Source organism: Labedaea rhizosphaerae, assembly GCF_004362825.1.
Lineage (GTDB): Bacteria > Actinomycetota > Actinomycetes > Mycobacteriales > Pseudonocardiaceae > Labedaea > Labedaea rhizosphaerae.
Genome location: NZ_SNXZ01000003.1, coordinates 521,889 through 539,765, shown reverse-complemented (window position 1 = coordinate 539,765; position 17,877 = coordinate 521,889). Strand labels below are relative to the sequence as shown.

The window sequence follows — 17,877 nt, the reverse complement described above, 5'->3', positions numbered from 1 at the left end:
AATGGCGAGCGGCGGCAGAAAGGCGGGCGGTGTGTCTCCCGACCCGGAGGACCTCGATGACCTGGTTGTGCACATGTCCGGTGTCGGCGTTCGCCGTGGCGGCAACGACTTGCTCGCCGCCGTCGACTGGCGCGTCGAGCTCGACGAGCGCTGGGTGATCCTCGGCGGCAACGGTGCGGGCAAGACCACGCTGCTGCGCATCGCCGCCGCCGAGCTGCACCCGACCTCGGGCACCGTGCACCTGCTCGGCGAGCGGATCGGCCGGACCAACGTGTTCGAGCTGCGCCCGCGCATCGGGTTCAGCTCGGCCGCCGTCGCCGGCCGGGTGCCGGGCGACGAGCAGGTGCTCGACGTCGTGGTCAGCGCCGGGTACGCCGTCGTCGGGCGCTGGCGCGAGGCCTACGACCAGCTCGACACCGGCCGCGCCCGCGAACTGCTGACCATGCTCGGTGTGGGGCACCTCGCCGAGCGCACGTTCGGCACGCTGTCCGAAGGGGAGCGCAAGCGCACGCTGATCGCCCGCGCGCTGATGACCGACCCGGAGGTGCTGCTGCTCGACGAGCCCGCCGCGGGCCTCGACCTCGGCGGCCGCGAGGACCTGGTCGCGACGCTGTCCGAGCTGGCCGCCGACCCGGACGCGCCGGCCACCGTGCTGGTCACCCACCACGTCGAGGAGATCCCGCCCGGGTTCACCCACCTGATGCTGCTGCGCGACGGCGGCGTGGTCGCGCAGGGTCTGCTGGAGGACGTGCTGACCAGCGAGAACCTCACCGAGGCGTTCGGCCAGGACCTGGTGCTGGAGCGCTCCGCGGACCGGTACTTCGCCCGCCGCAAAGGCTGACGTTCTTACTGCGCGGTAGCCTGCCGGGGACCGTCGCAACAGGAGGTTTCGCGTGGCTGAGTTCGTCAAGCTCGAGGTCGAGGACGGCATCGGCACCATCCGGCTGCAGCGCCCGCCGATGAACGCCATCAACCGGCAGTTGCAAGCCGAACTGCGAGCCGCGGCCTACGAAGCACGCGACCGGGACGACGTGAAAGCCGTGATCGTCTACGGCGGCGAGAAGGTGTTCGCCGCGGGCGCGGACGTCAAGGAGTTCGCGCCGATGGACTACAACGCCATCGCCGACTACGGCCCCGAACTCTCCGGCGCGATCACCGCGATCGCCGAGCTGCCCATGCCGACCGTCGCCGCGATCACCGGCTACGCCCTCGGCGGCGGCTACGAGCTCGCCCTGGCCTGCGACCGCCGGATCTGCGGCGACAACTCGAAGGTCGGCCAGCCCGAGATCCTGCTCGGCATCATCCCCGGCGCGGGTGGGACGCAGCGCCTGGCCCGCCTCGTGGGCCCCGCCAAGGCGAAGGACATCGTCTACACAGGACGGTTCGTGGGCGCCGAGGAAGCCCTCGCGATCGGCATGGTCGACCAGGTGGTCGCACCCGACGACGTCTACAAGGCCGCCCGCGACTGGGCCGGTCAGTTCACCGGTGCCGCCTCCCGCGCGCTGGCCGCCGCGAAGGCCGCCATCGACGGCGGCCTCGACGGCGACCTGGCCAACGGCCTGAAGCTCGAGACCGCGCTGTTCGCCGCTCTGTTCAACACCGAGGACCGCACGACGGGGATGGCCTCGTTCATCGAGAACGGGCCGGGAAAGGCGCAGTTCAATGGCCGCTGAGCACGACCTCGACCCCGCGCCGAACCCGCATGCCACCGAAGAGCAGGTCGAGGCGGCCTGGACGGACCCGAAGCTTGCCAACGTGCTCTACCACGACTGGGAAGCGGGCACGTACGACGAGAAGTGGTCCATCTCCTACGACGAGCGCTGCATCGACTACGCCGTCGGCCGGTTCAAGGCGGTCGCGGGCGACGCCGGCCCGTACGAGCACGCCATGGAACTGGGCAGTGGCACCGGGTTCTTCCTGCTGAACCTGATGCAGGGCGGCGTGGCCAAGAAGGGCTCGGTCACCGACCTCTCGCCCGGCATGGTCGAGGTCGCCCTGCGCAACGGCGCCAACCTGGGCCTCGACGTCGACGGCCGGGTCGCCGACGCCGAGCGGATCCCCTATGACGACAACACCTTCGACCTGGTGGTCGGGCACGCCGTGCTGCACCACATCCCGGACGTGCAGGCCGCGTTCGCCGAGGTGCTGCGGGTGCTGAAGCCCGGCGGCCGGTTCGTCTTCGCCGGCGAGCCGACGAAGATCGGTGACCGCTACGCGCGCAAGCTCGGCCAGCTGACGTGGTGGCTGACCACGAACGTGACGAAGCTGCCGCGGCTGCGCGGGTGGCGCCGCCCGCAGGAGGAGCTGGACGAGTCGTCGCGTGCCGCCGCCCTGGAGGCCGTCGTCGACATCCACACGTTCGACCCGGCCGCCCTGGAGGGGATGGCTAGGTCGGCCGGGGCGGCGCGGGTGCGTGCGGTGACCGAGGAGTTCGCCGCCGCTTTGTTCGGGTGGCCGGTGCGGACCTTCGAGGCCGCCGTGCCGCGGGAGAAGCTCGGCTTCAAGTGGGCGATGTTCGCGTACCGGACCTGGCAGCGACTGTCCGCTGTGGACGAGAAGCTGCTCGCCAAGGTGTTGCCGCGCAGCCTGTTCTACAACGTGCTGATCACCGGGACCAAGCCCGAGTGATCGAGACCTGCCCGATCTGCGCCAAGCACCGCGGGCAGGGTGAGCTCGTCGGCCCGGTGGTCTGACGCGACGAGCTTGTGGTGGTGTCGCGCCTCGGGCGCGGTGTCGCGCACTTCCACCAGCACGCGTTCGCCCGCCATCCCGGCACCCCCGATGACCTGTCACTGCCGGCGCGCTGGGCTGGCCCGGCGGTTGAGCGGCTACTTCGGTTGAGTCACCAGCCGGGCGGTGATCAGCTCGGCGCAGGTCGTGGCGTCGGTGTCCGTGGTGTCGACCTCGAGGTCGTAGTGCACGCCGTCGTGGACGGTCTCGGCCTGCTTGGCGGCCATGCCCGCGATGCGGTCACCGCGAGCGAGCTCGCGTGCCTCGGCCGTAACGGCGTCGCAGTGGACGCCGACCCAGAGCACCGCCAGGCCGGCCAGGGCCTGGCGCCACCGGTCCTGGGATTCCCGCCCGCTGAGGAACACGTCGTCGATGATGACCTTGGCGCCGGCCCTGACCATGGCGGCGACGCCCGTCATCCAAGCCCGTTCAAGCCGGCCGAAGGTGTCGTCGGGGGTCACGTCACCGTCCTCGGAGATGGCGATCCCCTCGCCTGGCATGGCCTCGACCAGCATGTCGACGCTGAGGCTGAGCCAGGGTTCGGGGAGCCGGTCCTGCAGGGCGCGGGCGATGGTGGACTTGCCGGAGCTCGAGCCGCCGTTGAGGACGATGACCTGGGTCAGCACGCGAGCATCTTCTGGATGGCCTGGCGGGAGACGCCCAGCTCGCGGGCGATGTCGGACTGGCTGACGCCCTGGTCGATGAGGCCCTGCATGAGCTCGCGGCGCTCCGCGGCGAACTGCTGGGCGAGGCGGGTGTGGTGGATCGCCTTGTCGCGGGCGTCCTTGATCCGGTCGAGCGCTTCTCGGTGGTCCTCGTTCACGAACCCATCGTGACAACAGGGGGTTGTCATGTCAACGCCCTATTGTCAGATTCGTCATGCAGGGCGGTGGTGGTGCGCTCACACTTGACTGCATGACGATCCCGGATCCTGAGCGAGGCCCCCGGCCCGGTTATGAGGCACCCGGGTACGAGGCGCCCGGGTACGAGGTGCACGAAGAGATCGAGGACAGCAGGGCCGGCCGCATCCGGGCCGTGCGAATGGTCTGCTCCGTCATCACGTTCATCACCGTGTTGTTCGCGGTCGTGCTGGTCGCGCACATCATCCTGGTGCTCGCGGAGGCCAATCCGAAGAACGGGTTCGCGTCGTTCGTGTCCAGTTGGGCCTCAGGCGTGTCACTGGGCCTGCACAACCTGTTCACCCCCGACGCGGCCAAACTGCGCACGTTCCTCAACGACGGCACCGCCGCCATCCTGTGGCTGCTCATCGGCGCCGCGCTGAACTTCCTGATCCGCCGGTTCACCCTGCCCGGCCCGCGCCGGTCGGTCGACTACCGCCGCACCATCGAATAGTCGAGGCGAGTAGTCGAACCGAGCGAGTAGCCGAACCGAGCGGCCTCCATAATCGCCGAGTGGCGTATCCGTTCACCCTTGGCGACGTCGCTTTCCTGCGGTCTAGGGAAGGCGCGGCGGCGCTGGCCGCGGTGGGGAGCCTCCCGCTGACCAAGGACAGCCACCTGCGCGACGTTGCCGCGGTGCGGCGCCGGCACCCCGAGCACGCCGCCGCCCTGGTGGAGACGGTGTTGCTGCGACGGAAGGCCGGGTCCAAAGTGGAGGACCCGGATCGCTGGCTGTTCACCGACACCGCGCTCCAGCAGGCCACCGCCGCGCCCGTCGCGCGCCACCGCGCCCACCGGTTCGCCGATCGCGACGTGCACGACCTCACCTGCTCGGTCGGGGTCGACCTGGCCGCCCTCGGCGCGGTGGCCAAGCAGTGCATTGGATCCGACCTCGACCCGGTCCGGCTTGCCATGGCACGGCACAACTGTCCGGACGTCACCGTGGTGCGGGCGGACGCGACCCGGCCCGTCACCAAAGGGACCGCGCTGTTCGCCGATCCGGCGCGACGGGACGCGGTCGGGCGCCGCCGGTGGCGGGCCGCGGACTTCCTGCCGCCGCTGGACGCACTGGCCGAGGCGTACGCCGGGCGCGACCTCGCGGTGAAATGCGCGCCAGGCATGGACTTCGACGCGCTGCCGTTCGCCGGCGAGGTCGAGCTGGTCTCGCTCGACGGCGCCGTGCGGGAGGCCTGCCTGTGGACCAACGGCCTGGCGACCGCCGCGACCCGGCGCGCCACGGTGCTGAACCCCGACGGGACACAGTGGACGATCACCGACGCCGAACCCGACGACTGCGCGGTCGGCGAACCGGGCGAGTGGATCGTCGACCCCGACGGCGCGGTCGTACGGGCCGGGTTGGTGCGCCATTACGCCCATCGCCACGGGCTGTGGCAGCTGGACGAACGGATCGCTTATCTGACGGGGGATGTGCCACCGCCGGGCGTGCGGGCTTTTCGGGTGCGGGAATTCGGGCATTACACCGAGAAAGCCTTGCGTGCCACCCTTCGTCGGTTGGGTGTCGGCGTGGTGGAAATCCTGGTTCGCGGACTCGACATCGACCCCAATGCGTTGCGACCGCGGTTGAAACTCTCCGGTTCCGCGTCGGTTTCGGTTGTGCTGACCAGGATCGGACGCACGCCCACGGCCTTCGTCTGTGATGCCGTGTCTGTTGTGGATACCCAGATCGATACCAAGAACCGGACAAAACGGGTTCAGTGACGCGCGGACGTCAATTACGTTTCCCGGGTCGAATGTCTGATCCCAGGAGTACTCACATGTCCACCACCCGTACGCGGCTGGCCGGCTTCGCCAAGCTCGCCACCGTCGGCGCGTTATCCGCGCTCGTCGCGGGCGGCATCTCGGCCGCCGCCGACTCCAGCGCGCAGGCGCACGGCCACAGCCACGAGCCCGCCAACGTCACGACGGTCAAGAACGACGTCAAGGCCTACTACGGCGACACCGTCGATGCCGCCGGCCACCACCACGCGTCCACCGACAGCCTCTGGGCCCAGGACGTCCAGAACCAGATCGCGGGCGCCCAGCGCTACCTGCAGGAGCGGCTGCGTTCGCACCACCTGCACAACCCGGCCCTGGTGCTCGACGTCGACGACACGTCCGAGGTCACCTACGGCTGGGAGGTGGATGTCGACTTCCACTACGACCCGGTGTCGAACGAGGCGGCCATCAACGCCGGCGCGTTCCCGGCCATCCAGCCGACGCTGGCCCTGGCCAAGTGGGCCAAGGCGCACGGGGTGAAGCTGTACTTCATCACCGGCCGGCCCGAGCACCAGCGCGCGGCCACGCTGAAGGACCTCGCCAACGACGGCTACCCCACGCCGGACGGCGCGTTCCTCAAGTACGAGGGCGGCAACAACCCCGCTTACCTGCCGTGCGCGCCGACCTGCACGACCATCCAGTACAAGTCGGGCACCCGCAAGCACATCGAGGAGGACCTGGGCAGCGACATCGTGGTGAACGTCGGTGACCAGTTCAGCGACCTCGACGGCGGCTACGCCGACCGCGGCGTGAAGCTGCCGAACCCGATGTACTACCTGCCGTGAACCGTCGAGGGGGTCGCGGAAATTCGCGACCCCCTCGCCCGCGCCCCTGGTAACTTCGGTCGAATGCCTTCTTTCGAAGAGATCACTCGCCACCACGAACCCGACCCGGACGAGAACCCCTGGGTGCAGGGACCACCGCCGTCCGGACCCGTATCCCTCGTGGACTACGACCCGCACTGGCCCGAGCACTACCAGCGACTCGCCTCCGGCATCCGCGAAGCCCTCGGCGACGTCGTCCTGGACCTCGAGCACGTCGGCTCGACCTCGGTCCCCGGCCTGGCCGCCAAGAACGTCATCGACATCGATCTCACCGTCGCCGACCCGCGCGACGAGGACGCCTACGTCCCCGCGCTGGAGCGCATCGGCTACACGCTCGTCATCCGGGAACCCTCGTGGCACGAGCACCGGGCCCTGCGGCTGGCCGACCTCGACACCTGGCCCCGGGTGAACCTGCACGTCTTCGGGCCCGACTGCCCGGAGGCGATCCGCCACCGCATGTTCCGCGATTGGTTGCGCACCCACCCGGAGGACCGCGACCTTTACGCGAATGCCAAGCGCGACGCGATCCCCGGCGGCGGCAACGTGATGGACTACAACGGCCGCAAGGAAAAGGTCGTCCACGAGATCTACGACCGCATGTTCCGCGCGGCTGGGATGCTGTAGCAAGCCGCGCTATTCCACTGTGTAGTTGACAAGGTGCAGACCGTGATCGGCCACGACCGAGTTTGCCACAGGTTCGAACCCCTGTTCGACTACACGATCGGGTGAAGCGCGCTGAGCCTGGTCAGCAGGAGTTCCCGCAGCTTGTCCACGCCGTCGGTCGGCTCCATCGCGACCTCCACCGGCCGCCGGTCGGTCGGCTGCCCCCGGCGCCGGCCCTCCGGCCGCTGGTCGGCGATGAGCCCGCCGCGGCCCGGTCCGTACGAGCAGTCGACCTCGACCGGCATCGCCGCCGTGCGCAGCAGGCCCGGCACGGCGGCCTCGGCGACGGCGACGGCGTCGTGGATCGGCACGCCGTCGCGGCCGAGGAACTCCGAGTAGTACGCGTAGGTGTCCGCGGAGAAGCCGGCGAGGGCGGCGCCGATCGGCCCGGACTCGGCGAGCGCGGTCAGCCACGCCTTGTCCACCGTGCAACGCAGCGTCAGGTCCAGCGGCACCAGCGTGACCGGCACCTGCTCGACGGCGAGCACCCGCTGTGCGGCCTCCGGGTCGCTCCACAGGTTGAACTCCGCGGCGGGCGTGGTGTTGCCGTGCGCGAGCCCACCGCCCATGATCACCAGCCGGTCGATCTTCTCGGCGAGCCGCGGGTGCGCGGCGAGCAGCAGGGCGACGTTGGTCAGCGGGCCGATCGGCACGATGGTGACCGGCTCGTCGGCTGCCTCCAGCAGGCGGGCCATCAGCGTCACGGCGTCCACATCGGACGCCCGTGCGCGCGGCTCCGGCAACGTGTCGGCACGGCCGGAGAGCCCGTCGGAGCCGTGCACGTCGTAGGCCTCGTGCACCTGGGGGTGCACCAGCGGGTGGGCGGCGCCGATGCCCACCGGGACGTCCTCGCGGCCCAGGAAAGCGAGCAGCCTGCGGGCGTTGCGGGTGGTCATCGCCAGGGGCACGTTGCCGAAGACTGCGGTGACGCCGAGCAGGGTGACCTCGGGCATGGCGCAGGCCAGCGCGATGGCGAAGGCGTCGTCGACCCCGGGATCGGTGTCGATGATCAGCGATGGCATGGGCTCGTCCCCCTCGATGGGCTCCTGCGGGTCACCAGGTAGTTTGCCGTGGCATGACGTCCATGTGGGGATCGCCGGTCGCGCAGCGGCTGCGGTCGTGGCGGCGGACCAGGCACGATCCGATGCAGGCGAAGTTCCTCACCCTCGATTCGCTGCGGTGGGTGTTGCGCAATCGCGCGTACACGCCCTGGTACCTCGTGCGGTACTGGCGGCTGCTGAAGTTCCGGATCGCGAACCCGCACGTGATCCTGCGCGGCATGGTGTTCCTGGGCAAGGACGTGGAGCTGCACTGCCGTCCGGGTTTCGGGCGCATGGAGATCGGCCGCTGGGTGCACATCGGCGACGGCAACGCCATCCGCTGCCACGAGGGTTCGCTGCGCATCGGCGACAAGGCGGTGTTCGGCCGGCAGAACGTGGTCAACTGCTACCTGGACATCGAGCTAGGCGAGGCCGCGCTGGTCGCCGACTGGGTCTACATCTGCGACTTCGACCACGTCACCGCCGACATCTCGGTGCCGATCAAGGACCAGGGCATCGTCAAGTCGCCGGTGCGGATCGGCCCGGACACCTGGCTCTGCACGAAGGTCACCGTCACCAAGGGCAGCCGGATCGGCCGGGGCTGCGTGATCGGTGCCCACGCGGTCGTACGCGGTGACGTGCCCGACTACGCCATCGCCGCCGGGATGCCCGCGAAGGTGGTCCGCGACCGGCGCGCGATCTACCAGGCGGACGCGGAGCGCCGCGCGGCCGTGGAAGACATGGCGCGCAAGGCATCCGCGGCGTTGAAGAAGACGCTGAACAGCACCTGACGGCGCCGCTTTGACCTAACGGCCGAAGATGTTGCCGGTCGGGATCTTGGGACGGCCGAGCGGCTCACCGCGGCGGGGGACGGCGGCGTCGTAGACCTGGGCGGTCGCGGCCGCGATCTTGGTCCAGTCGAAGTCGGTGGCCAAGCGTTCGCGGGCGGCCTTGGCTCGCCGCGCCGCGGCGGCCGGATCGTCCAAAACGGACCGGACGGCCGCCGTCAGCCCGTCCACGTCGCCCGGCTCGAACGACAACCCGGTCCGGCCGTGCTGGACCACTTCGCCCAGCCCGCCCGCGGTCGATGCCACCAGCGGTGCCCCGGCGGCCGCCGCCTCCAGCGCCACGATGCCGAACGGCTCGTACTTGCTCGGCAGGACAACGAGATCGGCCGCCGCGAGGGTCGCGGTCAGCTCGCGGTCCGAGAGGTGCCCGACGAAGTCCACGGCCCGGCGCACGCGGTGCTTGCGGGCCCGGTCCGCCAGCCACTGCGCGTGCGAACCGCGTCCGGCGACCACCAACCGCGTGCCGGGGTGGCTGCGGCGGATGCGGGGGAGCGCCGCGATCAGGTCCTGGACGCCCTTCTCCCATTCGAGCCGGCCGAAGAAGAAGATCACCGGCGCGTCAGCGGCACTGTGCTTCGCCCTGGTCTGGGCCACCCGGGCGGCTGGGGCGCGCCAGTCGCGCCGCTCGATGCCGTTGTGGATCACGTCGATGCCGTCCGGCTCGACGTCGAAGAGGTGGGCCACCTCGGCACGCATGGCCGAGGAGCACGTGATCAGGCGGTCGGCGCGGTTGGCGAGCCACCACTCGACCGAGTGGACCTGCTGGTTGAGCGGCTGGGAGAGCCAGCCGGAGTGCCGTCCGGCCTCCGTGGCGTGCAGGGTCGCGACCAGCGGGACACCGGCCTGCTCGGCGAGCGCGGTCGCGGGGTGCGTGACCAGCCAGTCGTGGGCGTGCACGACGTCGGGGCGCCAGGTCTTCAGCAGGTCGTTGCCCGCGCGGATCATGGCGTGCCCCATGGCGAGGGTCCACGCGACGAGGTCGCGCTCGAACACCAGGTGCGGCGGGTCCTCGGCCACCCTGATCACCCGCACGCCGTCGCACACGACGTCCTCGGTCGGGTGCGTCACGGCGTCGGTGCCGGCCTCGTGGCGGCACAACACGGTCACGTCGTCGCCGCGCAGGGCCAGGTGACGGGCCAGCGCGTGCACGTGCCTGCCGAGGCCGCCGACCACGACCGGCGGGTACTCCCACGACAACATCAGCACACGCATCGCCCGTGATCCTCGCACCCGCGGCCGCGGACCTACTCACCGGTACCGATTCCCGCGAGGGCGACGGCCGCGTCGCGCAGAACCGCGACGGCCTCGTCGTGGCCGCGTTCGCCGGCCACGGTGTCGTAGGTCTCGAAGCTCGTGAGCGTCCACAGCAGCGTGGTCAACCGGTCGTCCGCGGTCATACCCGCGCGCCGCAGCACCTCGCTGATCGCGAGCCGGCGGCGCTGGTCGCGGTCGGCGATCACCGCGCGCAGGTCGTCGTCGAGCGCCGCGAACGCCCGCAGCCTGCGCGTGGCCACCAGGTCGTGCTTCCAGAAAGCGGCGAAGGTCGCGACCAGCTCACCCAGCGGGTCTTTCGACGTGAAGGCCTCGCCGAGCCGGTGCAGGCCGCCGCGCCCGGCCAGGTGGTCGCAGAGCGCCTCGAGCAAGCCGCGTTTGCCGCCGAACGCGTTGTAGACGGTCTGGCGCGACACGTCGGCGTGCTTGGCCACGGCGTCCAGCGAGAGCTGCGGGTTCCGGCCGGCGAGCAGCGCGCGCGCTGAAGAGACGATCCGGTCCTTGGTCTCCTCGGCGCCCTGCTTGCGCTTGGCGGAGTTGTAAGAGCGTGGACTCACGAGGCTCCCTCCACTATATTGGATTTACAGTAAGTCCAATTATCGCACATCTGGGGACGTCATGACCAGCTATTCAGGGTTCGAGGGCAAGGTCGCCGTGGTGACCGGCGGTTCACGGGGCATCGGCGCGCGGACCGCGCGGCTGCTGGGCGAGCAGGGCGCGAAGGTCGTGGTGTCCGGCCGCGACGAGACGGCCATGGCCGGTGTCGTGGCGGCCATCGAGCGCGACGGCGGCACCGCGATGGCCGTCGCGGCGGAGGCCACGAGCATGGCGGCGCTGGAGCACCTGCGCGACCGCGCCGAGGCCGAGTTCGGACCGGTCGACGTGCTGATGGCGTTCGCTGGTGGGAACCCCTCGCGGCCCAAGCCGCTGATGGAGATGTCCGAGCAGGAGTGGCGCACGGCGGTCGACGAGAACCTGACCGCGACCTTCCTCGCGCTGCGGGCGTTCGTGCCGGGGATGATCTCTCGCGGCTCGGGCGCGGTCGTGACGATGTCGTCCAGTGCGGGGCGGATGGCGGGCATGGTTTCGCCCGGCGCCTACTCGGCGGCCAAGGCCGGCGTGGTGATGTTGAGCCAGAAGGTGGCGACGGAGGTCGGGCCGGCCGGGGTGCGGGTGAACTGCGTCGCGCCGTCGTCGATCCGGACCGAGCGCGTGTCGGCGAACATGCCGCCGGAGATCGCCAAGCAGATCGCGGAAATGCATCCGTTGAAGCGGATCGGGGAGACGGCGGACGTGGCCGAGGCGGCCGTGTTCCTGGCTTCGGACTCGGCTTCCTGGTTGACCGGGATCACGATCGACGTGGCCGGTGGGCGGATCACCAGCTGATTCCGGTTCGCTGCGCCATCGGCGGCCTCGAACAGGCGGTTTGGCCTCGGGTTGGGGTGGTGGCCCTCTATTAAGGGCGGCTGCCGCGGGTGTTCGCCGCTGGGTGGTTGGGTTGGTCTCGGGGTGGGGGCGGCGAACACCCTTGCCGACGGTGCCGGCGGTTTGCGCTGCGTGGGTGGCTGGGTTGAATGGTTGCGTTGCGCTGTTGCCTGCCGTTTGTTTGGTGGTCCCGGTGGTGGCTGGGCTGCGTGAAAGACCGGAATATTCCACCATTCTTCGGTTAGGCCGTTTGGTCGATTGTTGTGGTATGATCGGGGTATGGAGCTGGGGGAGCTTAACTCGACTGTCGCGCAGTTGCGGCGTCTGGAGTTGAAGCTGCTCGACGACATTTCCCAGCTCGAGTGGAAAGAGTCGGGGTATCCGCAGTTGTGGCGGTTCCTGCAGGATGTCCTGCACGTGACCGCCCTCGAGGCCAAGCGCCTCGAACGCCACGTTGAGTTGTTGTGTCCGAAGGTGGGGATCACTGGTCAGTCGATCCCGCTGCGGCTGCCTGCCGCGCGGGCGGCGATGGCGGCGGGGGAGATCTCCGGTGCGCATGTGGACAAGATCGCCACCACGGTGGAGTCGGTCCCGGTCGAGCACGCCGAGCAGGTCGAGGCGGACATGACGGGGTTGGCCCGGAAGTTCAATCCGACCCAGCTCATCCGCCTGGGCGAGCGCATCGTCGACGCCCTCAACCCAGACGGTCGCAAACCCATCGAACGAATGGTGGTGGATGCGCAGAACACGCTGGACCTGTACGAGCACCGCGACGGGTCGCTGTCGGGCCAGTTCCGCTTCGGCGGCGAAGACGCGAGCGTGCTGCGCGCGCTGCTCTCCCCGCTGGCCAAGCCGCAGCCTCAGGATGACCGGATCCTGAGCGAGCGGCAGGGCGACGCCCTGGCGGAGATCATCGGGTTCGCCGCCGACTCCGGCCAGGCTCCGGCTGAGGGTGGCGAGCGCCCCCACATCGCGGTGACGGTCTCCTTGGAGACTCTGCAGACCCGGATCGGCCGGGCCATCCTCGACGATGCCCGCACCCTGACCCCGGAGCAGGCCCGCCGGGTAGCGTGCGAGGGGAAAATCATCCCCGTCGTCCTCGGCGGCCAATCCCAGCCACTGGATATCGGCGAAACCCGCCGCCTGGCCGATAAACGATTGCGCAGAGCCCTCGCCATCCGAGACCAAGGCTGCGCCGCACCCGGATGCGCACGAACACCACACCAATGCCACGCCCACCACATCAAACATTGGGCCGACGGCGGACCGACAACGCTCGACAACCTGGTCCTGGTATGCCCGTACCACCATCGGCTGATCCATCACACCGAATGGACAGTCCATATGGATAACGGGCTGCCGGTATTCACCCCACCACCCTGGCTGCAACGCGCCGGCTAAAAGACGCCGCGTAAATTCCTGTAACTCAGCCACCGCCGGGACCACCCCGGCAACCGCAGGGCGCCCTCGCAACGCAACCCCTCAACCGGACCACCCACGCCACGCAACCACCGGCACCGGTGGCAAGGGTGTTCGCCGCCACCAGCCCCGAGGCCAAACCAGCCACCGGCGGCGAACACCCGCGGCAGCAACACCCACACGAGAGCACCACCCCGGAACACTCAACCCCCGTCAGCCACCCACTCGGACCCACTATCCGCAGCACGCCAACCTTCACAGGGTGGATGTGGAAACCCAGCGGTCAAGCCAGGTCACGGGCCATGGCCATGCGGGGCGCCATGGCGTCCAAACCAGACTGGATCTCGGCGTCCCGCACCGCCTGCAGCCCGAGGGAGCACTCCTCGTGGGGCAGCTCGCGGCGCGCAACACCTCGGCCGGGTCGTGCGGGGGAACACCATGCCCAGGTCGGTGAACAACCGGCCCGAGGCGTACTCGATTTTCACGAGCTCGGCGATCTCTTGCTCGTCCAGGTTCACAGCTCGCGCACCATCACGAGGCGGGGCGCCATGGCGTCCAAACCGGACTCGATCTCGGCGTCCCGCACCGCCTGCAGCTCGGGGGAGCACTCGGCATACGGCAGTTCGCGGAAACCGTGTCTGGTGTACCACGGACCGTTCCACGGGATGTCGGTGAAGGTCGTCAGGACCATCCGCCGGTACCCGGCGCCGCGGGCCCAGTCGAACGAGGCGAGCAGCAGGCGGGTGCCGATCCCGCGGGCGCCGTGGTCCGGGTGCACCGCGATCTGCTCGAGGTGGGCGTCGGGGCCGAGCCGGCCGAGCGCCGCGAACGCCACCGGCGGGTCGCCCTCGACCAGCACGGCCTCGGCGCCGCGGATCACCTCGGCCGGGTCGTCCGGTGGGAAGACCATGCCCAGCGCGGTGAACGGCGCGACCGAGAGGTCCTCGATCTTGGCCAGTTCCGCGATCCTGGATTCGTCCACCCGGTCACTGTCGCAGAGCGCGGGCGTCCAGCCGACCGAATATCCCGTCGCTCGCCCAGTACCGGCGGGCCAGGTCGAGCGCGGGCCGCCCGGCCCGCACCAGCGCGGCCAGTTCGGTGAACCGGCGCTGGTGCTCGGCGGCCCGGTCGCGGGCGTACTGCGCCGCCGAGTCCTTGGTGACCATGAAAGCCCAGTCGCTGGACAACGCCAGCAACGCCTCGCGGGCGATCTGGTCCAGCACGAAGTCGCGCGCGGCACCACCGTGATCATCCACAACGGACAGCAGTTCGGCCTGCACAGACGCGCCGGCCGCCACCAGGTCCGACACCTGCGCACCGTCCCAGACCCGCCAGTCCTTGCCCGAGCCCCACGACGACGCGGGCAACTCGATCGGGTCACCCACGTGCCCGGCGGCTTGCGCGCCCCGCAACGTGGTCACGCGCACGCCCGCCTCCGGCAGCATCCGCAGCACCTGCCGCAGCCACTCGGGACCTTCGTGCCACCAGTGCCCGTACAACTCCGTGTCGTACGCGGCCACCACCAGGCCCGGCGCACCCTGCTCGGCCTGCAGGTCCTTCAGCCGGGACACCACCGTGGACACGAAGTCGTCGGCGTGGCGGCGGATCGCGTCCCGCGCCAGCAGCGGGTCGTACGGACGTTTGCGCTCGGGCGGCACCTGCTTCCCCGTCACCCGCGCGGGTTTCAGCCCGGACGGGTGGTCGTAGGTGTGGAAGTCGCGGTACGCGTCGTGCCCGGGGTACCCGGCCTTCGGCGACCAGACGCGGTAGGTGACGTTCAGGTCCCGGGCGAAGGCGACCACATCGGACGACCCGACCGGTCGCCCCGCGTGGGTCTCGCCCCGCGTCGACGGACCGTCCACAAGGAACCGCCGCACGCCCGCGGCCGCGTACCCGGCCTCCATCCCGGGCGCGTACCCGCACTCCGGCGCCCAGATGCCCTCGGGCGCACGGCCGAGCCGCAATGCCGTGTCCGCCAAGCCTTCCGCGAGCGCGAACCGGCGCACCCGCGGGTCGAGCAACGGCTGGAACGGGTGCGTGGCCGGCCCGCCGAGCAACTCGACGACCCCCGCGTCGACCAGCGGCCGCAGCACCGGCGAAAACCCGTGCCGCCACCGGGTTTCGAACTCCTCGAGCGCCCGCGACGACGCCCGGTGCTCGGCGGCGGCGAGCTCACGCAGCAACGGGTCGTCGCGCTGCCAGCGCACGGCGGCCGAGTGCGCCCGCAGCTGCCACATGCCGAGCCAGTCGTGGAACGCGCGCAACGCGTGCGGGTCGTCCAGCTGCGCGGCGAGCACCGGTGTCACGCCGAGGGTCAGCACGTCGGTGCGACCCTCCTCGGCGAACTCGCGCACCAGGTCGAGCACCGGCAGGTACGAATGCGCCCACGCCTGGTAGAGCCATTCCTCGCCGACCGGCCACGCGCCGTGGTGCGGCAGCCACGGCAGGTGGCTGTGCAGGACGAGGCTGAACGAGCCGATCGGATCGCTCACGGCCGCACCGCGACGGCGACCACGTCCAGGCCCGCGTCGAGTTCCGCTGTCGAGATCTCGAAGTCCGCACACGTCACCGAGGTCACCGCGGCCAGCAGCGCGGGCGGCCAGGGCGCGCCGGACACGGCGACCTCGACCTGCGCGTCGATGATCGAGCCGCCCAGCCGCTCGTCCAGCGCACGCAACCGCGGCCCGTGCCGCAGGGTCGCGAGCAACTCCAGCTCCAGCCCGGCCTCGCGCACCAGTTCGGCCAGTTCGGCCGGGGCCAGTTCGCGGGTGTGGAACGGGTTCAGCGGCGTGTCCCGGCCGGGGGAGAAGGTGATCCGGTTCGGCGTCGTGACGAGCAGCCGTCCACCCGGGCGCAGCACCCGCACGCACTCGGCGAGGAATCCCGCCTGGTCCCACAGGTGCTCGATGACCTGCAGGTTCGCCACGACGTCCACCGACGCCGAGCGCAGCGGCAGGGCTGCCAGGTTGCCGCGCAGGGCTTTCACCGCCGGGTAGGCGGCCGCGACGTGCCGCGCGGTCAGCTCGTCGTAGTCGAGCCCGAGCACCACGGCCGCGTCCCGCGCGAGCAGGTCGGCGCCGTAACCCTCGCCACAGCCGGCCTCGAGCACGACTGCACCGGCGCAGTACCGCGCCAGCGCACGATAAGCAGCCTCGTGGCGGCGAAACCAGTAGTTCTCCTGGGCGACACCGGGCACGGTCCGCTCACCGGTCAGGGGGAGCGGCTCGACCGATCGCTGCGTCGTCACGGCCCGCAGGCTACCCGCGAGCGCTGAGAGAGGTGCTTCCCATGGGTCCGCACACCGTCACGCCCTACCGGATGCCCACGGTGGCGCACTTGCCGTCGCCGGCCCGGTACGGCCGTTGCCACGCCGAGCGTTGCCTGCTGGTGATCCACGACATGCAGCACGGTTTCCTGCGCGCGTTCGCAGGCGACCGCTCGCCCGCACTGGAACTCGTGCACAACATCGCCAAGATCCGCGACACCTGCCGGGAACTCGGCATCCCGATCGCGTACTCGTCGGTCTCCGGCGCGCAGCCGTGGCCGGTGCTCGCCGCCGTCGCGCCGCGGCCACGCGACCTGAGCCTGCGCAGGCGACGCGACAACCGGGCCCGGCAAGAGACCCTGGCGGCGGCTTTGCGCGCGCAAGGCCGGGATCAGGTGATCGTCACCGGCTTGCACGCGCGTGGTGGCTGCCTGCGCACGGCCATGGATGCGCACGCGCTCGGCGTCGAGTCGTTCTTCGTGGCCGACGCGGTCGCGGACTACTCACGCGACAAGCACGAACAGGCGTTGCGCAGCGCCGCCGAGCACGCCGTCCCGACCACTTCGGGCACGGTCATCGGAGAATTGCTTGGCGTGCTTCGCTGAAACACTGGCGAAGGTGATCGGATCCGACTACCGTGTCACCCCGGCCCCGCTGTTACCCCCAGGCAGCGGGGCTCCTTACTGTCCGGGGAATTCCACGCAGCGCCCGGGGAATGCGTTGGGACGCTTAGAGATCGCTCGGTGACAACGCGACACCAAGTGCCCCGGGCCCGACGTGCACGCCGATGCTGGAGCTGACGTCGGTCACCGTGGCCTCGTGGGTCTCACCCAGCCGCGGCACCAGCGCCTGCAACAACGCCTGGGCCCGCGCCGGCGCCCCGAAGTGCTCCACGGCCACGTCGACCGGGCGACCGTCCGCTCGCTGCACCGCCGTGTCGACGAGCTTGCGCAGCGCGCGGTCGGTGCCGATCGCGCGGCTGAGCGGCGTGATCTGGCCCTGGTCCATCACCAGCAGCGGCTTGACGGAGAAGGCGCCGCCGAGCAGGGCCGCCGCGCCGCCGATCCGGCCGCCGCGGCGCAGGTACTCGAGCGTGTCCACGTAGATCAGTTCGGTGCTGCCCGACAGCCGCTTGCGCAAGGTGTCGACCACCCGCTTCATGGTGCCGCCCGCACCGGCCACCCGGGCCGCGGCGAGCACGGCGTAGCCGAGGCTCATGCCGGTCGTGCCGGAATCGGCCACCTGGACGGGGATCGCTGCCTGCTTGGCCGCTTCCTGGGCCGCCTGCACGGTGCGGGACTGGCGGGCGGAGACGTGCACCGACAGCACCGCGTCCGCGCCGTTGGCCGCGGCTTCCTGGTAGGCCCAGAAGAACGCCGCCGGGTCCGGCGGCGCGGTGGTGACCTGCTCGCCCGCTCTCAGCGCGTCGATCAGGCGCTGCTTGGGCATCCTGGACTCGATGTCGACCTGCTGCCCGACCTTGATCTGCATCTGCACGACGCCGATTCCCCACTGCTGTGCGACCTCTTCGGGCAGGCACGCGGTGGAGTCGGTCACGAGGGCGACACGTCCGGGCATGGCGGCAGGTTAACCCGTTCAGGGGATCAATGCCTGGGCCCGAGGTGCCGAGGGGTGAGCGCCGTCACCCCATGTCGCCCCGGATGCGGCGGCTCCCGTAAGCTACCGGGGAGTAACATCGGCGTGGTGGAGGCCCCA

21 protein-coding genes are annotated in these 17,877 nt (G+C 70.5%); 11 read left to right on the top strand and 10 right to left on the bottom strand.

The window, feature by feature from the left end:
- The first annotated feature begins 1 nt into the window (after window position 1).
- From EV186_RS19535 to EV186_RS19525, 3 genes are read left to right on the top strand one after another with little or no spacing between them, the layout of a single operon-like run.
- Window positions 2-841 (top strand): ABC transporter ATP-binding protein, encoded by an 840-nt coding sequence (locus EV186_RS19535; protein WP_133851362.1) that lies wholly within the window; start codon window positions 2-4, stop codon window positions 839-841.
- Between the two features lie 52 nt (window positions 842-893).
- Window positions 894-1,673: an enoyl-CoA hydratase/isomerase family protein gene (locus EV186_RS19530; RefSeq protein ID WP_133850751.1), complete on the top strand. Its 780-nt coding sequence runs from the start codon at window positions 894-896 to the stop codon at window positions 1,671-1,673.
- The gene (locus tag EV186_RS19525) at window positions 1,663-2,628 is read left to right on the top strand and encodes a class I SAM-dependent methyltransferase (protein WP_133850750.1); all 966 of its coding nucleotides are present in this window, start codon (window positions 1,663-1,665) and stop codon (window positions 2,626-2,628) included. The genes EV186_RS19530 and EV186_RS19525 overlap by 11 nt, the downstream gene beginning before the upstream one ends.
- On the opposite strand, the gene EV186_RS38970 is transcribed toward EV186_RS19525, so the two are convergent.
- The 3 genes from EV186_RS38970 to EV186_RS19515 are packed head-to-tail and all read right to left on the bottom strand — an operon-like array spanning window position 2,592 to window position 3,553.
- Window positions 2,592-2,768 (bottom strand): hypothetical protein, encoded by a 177-nt coding sequence (locus EV186_RS38970; RefSeq protein WP_166659237.1) that lies wholly within the window; start codon window positions 2,766-2,768, stop codon window positions 2,592-2,594. The two genes, EV186_RS19525 and EV186_RS38970, sit on opposite strands and share 37 nt — an antisense overlap.
- A 60-nt stretch (window positions 2,769-2,828) precedes the next feature.
- On the bottom strand, window positions 2,829-3,356 hold the full coding sequence (locus EV186_RS19520; protein WP_133850749.1) for a chloramphenicol phosphotransferase CPT family protein: 528 nt from the start codon (window positions 3,354-3,356) through the stop codon (window positions 2,829-2,831).
- Window positions 3,350-3,553 (bottom strand): helix-turn-helix domain-containing protein, encoded by a 204-nt coding sequence (locus EV186_RS19515; protein WP_166659236.1) that lies wholly within the window; start codon window positions 3,551-3,553, stop codon window positions 3,350-3,352. Before EV186_RS19515 ends, EV186_RS19520 begins: the two co-directional genes overlap by 7 nt.
- A gap of 92 nt (window positions 3,554-3,645) precedes the next feature.
- Here EV186_RS19515 and EV186_RS19510 point away from each other — a divergent pair, with 92 nt between their 5' ends.
- The 4 genes from EV186_RS19510 to EV186_RS19495 all read left to right on the top strand — a co-directional run bounded on the left by EV186_RS19510 (window position 3,646) and on the right by EV186_RS19495 (window position 6,853).
- Window positions 3,646-4,083, top strand: a complete 438-nt coding sequence (locus tag EV186_RS19510) for a hypothetical protein (protein ID WP_243754149.1) — start codon at window positions 3,646-3,648, stop codon at window positions 4,081-4,083.
- A 59-nt stretch (window positions 4,084-4,142) separates the two neighbouring features.
- The gene (locus tag EV186_RS19505) at window positions 4,143-5,348 is read left to right on the top strand and encodes a THUMP-like domain-containing protein (protein ID WP_133850747.1); all 1,206 of its coding nucleotides are present in this window, start codon (window positions 4,143-4,145) and stop codon (window positions 5,346-5,348) included.
- 56 nt (window positions 5,349-5,404) lie between these two features.
- Window positions 5,405-6,190: an HAD family acid phosphatase gene (locus tag EV186_RS19500; RefSeq protein WP_133850746.1), complete on the top strand. Its 786-nt coding sequence runs from the start codon at window positions 5,405-5,407 to the stop codon at window positions 6,188-6,190.
- A 63-nt stretch (window positions 6,191-6,253) separates the two neighbouring features.
- Window positions 6,254-6,853 (top strand): GrpB family protein, encoded by a 600-nt coding sequence (locus EV186_RS19495; RefSeq protein WP_133850745.1) that lies wholly within the window; start codon window positions 6,254-6,256, stop codon window positions 6,851-6,853.
- A gap of 89 nt (window positions 6,854-6,942) precedes the next feature.
- On the opposite strand, the gene EV186_RS19490 is transcribed toward EV186_RS19495, so the two are convergent.
- Window positions 6,943-7,914 (bottom strand): nucleoside hydrolase, encoded by a 972-nt coding sequence (locus EV186_RS19490; RefSeq protein WP_133850744.1) that lies wholly within the window; start codon window positions 7,912-7,914, stop codon window positions 6,943-6,945.
- A 53-nt stretch (window positions 7,915-7,967) separates the two neighbouring features.
- On the opposite strand from EV186_RS19490, the gene EV186_RS19485 reads away from it, so the two are divergent.
- Complete coding sequence (locus tag EV186_RS19485) at window positions 7,968-8,723, top strand: acyltransferase (protein ID WP_133850743.1); 756 nt, start codon at window positions 7,968-7,970, stop codon at window positions 8,721-8,723.
- Between the two features lie 15 nt (window positions 8,724-8,738).
- On the opposite strand, the gene EV186_RS19480 is transcribed toward EV186_RS19485, so the two are convergent.
- Both EV186_RS19480 and EV186_RS19475 read right to left on the bottom strand, forming a co-directional pair.
- On the bottom strand, window positions 8,739-9,992 hold the full coding sequence (locus EV186_RS19480) for a glycosyltransferase family 4 protein (protein WP_133850742.1): 1,254 nt from the start codon (window positions 9,990-9,992) through the stop codon (window positions 8,739-8,741).
- Between the two features lie 32 nt (window positions 9,993-10,024).
- Window positions 10,025-10,609, bottom strand: a complete 585-nt coding sequence (locus tag EV186_RS19475) for a TetR/AcrR family transcriptional regulator (RefSeq protein WP_166659235.1) — start codon at window positions 10,607-10,609, stop codon at window positions 10,025-10,027.
- A 61-nt stretch (window positions 10,610-10,670) separates the two neighbouring features.
- Between EV186_RS19475 and EV186_RS19470 the strand changes: the two genes are divergently transcribed.
- Window positions 10,671-11,438 (top strand): SDR family NAD(P)-dependent oxidoreductase, encoded by a 768-nt coding sequence (locus EV186_RS19470; protein ID WP_133850740.1) that lies wholly within the window; start codon window positions 10,671-10,673, stop codon window positions 11,436-11,438.
- Window positions 11,439-11,756: 318 nt separating this feature from the next.
- The gene (locus EV186_RS19465) at window positions 11,757-12,878 is read left to right on the top strand and encodes an HNH endonuclease signature motif containing protein (protein ID WP_133850739.1); all 1,122 of its coding nucleotides are present in this window, start codon (window positions 11,757-11,759) and stop codon (window positions 12,876-12,878) included.
- A 532-nt stretch (window positions 12,879-13,410) separates the two neighbouring features.
- Here EV186_RS19465 and EV186_RS19460 read toward each other — a convergent pair.
- From EV186_RS19460 to EV186_RS19450, 3 genes are read right to left on the bottom strand one after another with little or no spacing between them, the layout of a single operon-like run.
- Complete coding sequence (locus EV186_RS19460; protein ID WP_208115691.1) at window positions 13,411-13,878, bottom strand: GNAT family N-acetyltransferase; 468 nt, start codon at window positions 13,876-13,878, stop codon at window positions 13,411-13,413.
- A gap of 4 nt (window positions 13,879-13,882) precedes the next feature.
- A complete protein-coding gene (locus EV186_RS19455) occupies window positions 13,883-15,388 on the bottom strand; it encodes a 1,4-alpha-glucan branching protein domain-containing protein (protein WP_133850738.1) in 1,506 nt (501 codons plus the stop codon).
- Window positions 15,385-16,143: a class I SAM-dependent methyltransferase gene (locus EV186_RS19450; protein WP_133850737.1), complete on the bottom strand. Its 759-nt coding sequence runs from the start codon at window positions 16,141-16,143 to the stop codon at window positions 15,385-15,387. Before EV186_RS19450 ends, EV186_RS19455 begins: the two co-directional genes overlap by 4 nt.
- Window positions 16,144-16,184: 41 nt before the next feature.
- On the opposite strand from EV186_RS19450, the gene EV186_RS19445 reads away from it, so the two are divergent.
- Window positions 16,185-16,766 (top strand): isochorismatase family protein, encoded by a 582-nt coding sequence (locus EV186_RS19445; protein WP_133850736.1) that lies wholly within the window; start codon window positions 16,185-16,187, stop codon window positions 16,764-16,766.
- A gap of 124 nt (window positions 16,767-16,890) precedes the next feature.
- Here the strand turns inward: EV186_RS19445 and EV186_RS19440 are convergent, their stop codons facing one another.
- Window positions 16,891-17,739: a DegV family protein gene (locus EV186_RS19440; protein WP_133850735.1), complete on the bottom strand. Its 849-nt coding sequence runs from the start codon at window positions 17,737-17,739 to the stop codon at window positions 16,891-16,893.
- Between the last annotated feature and the right edge of the window lie 138 nt (window positions 17,740-17,877).